Origin of the sequence: Phenylobacterium sp., assembly GCF_036263695.1 — a bacterium.
Taxonomy (GTDB): domain Bacteria; phylum Pseudomonadota; class Alphaproteobacteria; order Caulobacterales; family Caulobacteraceae; genus Phenylobacterium.
In genome coordinates this window covers 1-2,185 of sequence record NZ_DATAGM010000357.1, presented here as the reverse complement: position 1 = coordinate 2,185, position 2,185 = coordinate 1, and the positions used below count along the sequence as shown (strand labels likewise).

At 71.7% G+C, this 2,185-nt stretch carries 4 protein-coding genes; 2 read left to right on the top strand and 2 right to left on the bottom strand.

What is annotated here, in order from left to right; all coding sequences use genetic code 11:
• A partial coding sequence (locus VHK87_RS14610; RefSeq protein WP_329635620.1) for a LysR family transcriptional regulator occupies positions 1-280 on the bottom strand: 280 nt, incomplete at its 3' end.
• Positions 281-376: 96 nt separating this feature from the next.
• Between VHK87_RS14610 and VHK87_RS14605 the strand changes: the two genes are divergently transcribed.
• Entirely contained in the window at positions 377-988 is a 612-nt protein-coding gene (locus VHK87_RS14605; RefSeq protein WP_329635619.1) for a pyridoxamine 5'-phosphate oxidase family protein, read from the top strand.
• A 73-nt stretch (positions 989-1,061) separates the two neighbouring features.
• Positions 1,062-1,760: an SIMPL domain-containing protein gene (locus VHK87_RS14600; protein ID WP_329635618.1), complete on the top strand. Its 699-nt coding sequence runs from the start codon at positions 1,062-1,064 to the stop codon at positions 1,758-1,760.
• 1 nt (position 1,761) lies between these two features.
• Here VHK87_RS14600 and VHK87_RS14595 read toward each other — a convergent pair.
• On the bottom strand, positions 1,762-2,185 hold a 424-nt coding region (locus VHK87_RS14595), incomplete at its 5' end, for a PaaI family thioesterase (RefSeq protein WP_329635617.1).

Genomic DNA, 2,185 nt, shown 5'->3' with positions numbered 1-2,185 from the left:
GAGCGCTGAGCTGGGCTTCCACAGCGCGGTAGCCGGTCGTGATGGCGTCTAGCCCCTCCCGCACCGCCGCAGCCAGCGCGGCGCCCTGACCCGTAGGTGTGAGGCGTGCGCCGGCCCGGACGAACAGCGGGGCGCCGAGATGGTCCTGCAGAGCGCGCAGTTGCTTGCTGACCGCACCATGCGTGCGGCCAAGCTCGACGGCGGCGGCGGTGACGGAGCCCAACCGCACCACCGCCTCGAAGGCGCGCAGACTGGACAGCGGAGGCAGGCTCTGAGGCATAGGTGGTGAAATTAGCTCACAATGCTTCCGAATTCTTCTCGTTCGGAGCAGCGGCAGTGGCGCGCTTATCGTGAGGTGACCTCACCGGAGCCGCCAATGATCACGATCGACACCATCGAGCAGCTGGAAGCCATCTACGGGCACACCAACGAAGCTTCGCTGGTGAAGGTCGCCGACCATGTGACCGAGCAGTATCGCCCGTTTGTGGAGGCTTCGCCGTTCGTGGCGCTGGCCACCAGCGGGCCGGAGGGGCTGGACTGCTCGCCGCGCGGGGACAGGCCGGGGTTCGTGCGCATGCTGGATGCGCAGACCCTGGTGATGCCCGACCGCAAGGGCAACAACCGCTGCGACAGCCTGCGGAACATCGTCCGCGACCCGCGGGCGGCCTTCCTGTTCCTGATCCCGGGGTCCGGCAACTGCCTGCGGGTGAACGGGCGGGCCCGCCTGTCCATCGAACCGGAGCTGCTGACGAGCCTGGCCGAGGAGGGCAAGGCGCCGCGCAGCGCCATCGTGCTGACCACCGAAGCGGTCTACTTCCAATGCGCCCGGGCAATCGTCCGCTCGCACCTGTGGGATCCGGCGGCGCAGGTCGATCCGAAGAGCCTGCCGACGGCCGGCCAGATCCTGGCCTGCATGTCGCAGAACCGGGTCGGCGGCGAGGCCTACGACCGCGAGTGGCCGGACAGGGCCAAGGCGAGCCTCTGGTAGGCGGTCAGGCTGGGTTCATGCCGCGCACTTGAACCTGCGATTGCGCCGGCCAGGCGCGGCCGGAGATCTCGACATGAAGCGCGTAGCGGTGGCGGTGGCCCTCCTGGCGGGGGCGTGCAGCCAGGCCCCGAACCCGCGGGGCGTAGAGCGGGACGAGGTGCTGCTGCAGGTGTCCGCCACCGGCCGCACGGAGGCGCGGCCCGATGAGGCGCGGCTGACGGTCGGCGTCTCGACCAACGCCCCGACCGCGGCGGCCGCAAGCGCGGGCAACAACGCCACGATGAGCCGGGTCACCGCGGGCCTCGAACGGCTGGGCGTCAAGCCAGACGACCTGCAGACGCGCTCGGTCACCCTATCGCGCATCGACTACGGGCCCGAGCGCGGCCGCTACCGGGCCGACAACCTCGTCGAGGTCAGGATCCGCGACATCGCCCAGGCCGGGCCGGCGATCGCCGCGGCGACAGAGGCGGGCGGCAATGTGGTGGCTGGTCCGGAGCTCCGGCTCTCCGACCCTGAGCGGGCCGACAACGCGGCCTATGCGGAGGCGTACAAGGCGGCGCGGGCGCGGGCGGACGCCTACGCGAAGGCGGCCGGGCTGCGGGTCGTGCGGGTCCTGGGGATCCGCGACGCCGCCGCCGAGGGCCCGCCCATCGGCTATCCTCGAGACGCGATGGGCGCCGCCGTGGAGACCCAAGCCGCGGGCCCGCCGGTGCGCGCCGGCGTCAGCACGCGCGAGGTGCGCGTGCGGGCCGACTTCGCCCTGGCCAAGTAGCTCAAGCGAGCGCCTTCTCCGCAGGGATCAGCCGCACGCTGGAGGTCGCGCGGGCCAGCAGCTCGCCGGGCGCGTCCGTGAGTTTCGCCTCCACGAAGCCGACGCTCTTGCCGAGCTGCACCACCTGGCCTTCGCCGACGATCGGGCCGGGACGGGCGCTATTCAGGTAGCTCACCGTCATGTCGATCGTCGCGGTGTAGAGCCGCCCCTCCGTATGGGCGAACACCGCCGGCCCCATGGTGTCGTCGAGCATGGCCGCCAGGAATCCGCCCTGGATGAAGCCAGCCGGGTTGCAGAAGTCGGCCTTGGCCTCGAAGCCGATGCGGATCCAGCCCTCCGCCGGGCGGGCGTCCAGGACCCGCCAGCCCAACAGGCGGGCGCACGGCGGGGCGGGCAGGGTGTCGAGGGCGGTGGCGATCATGGCG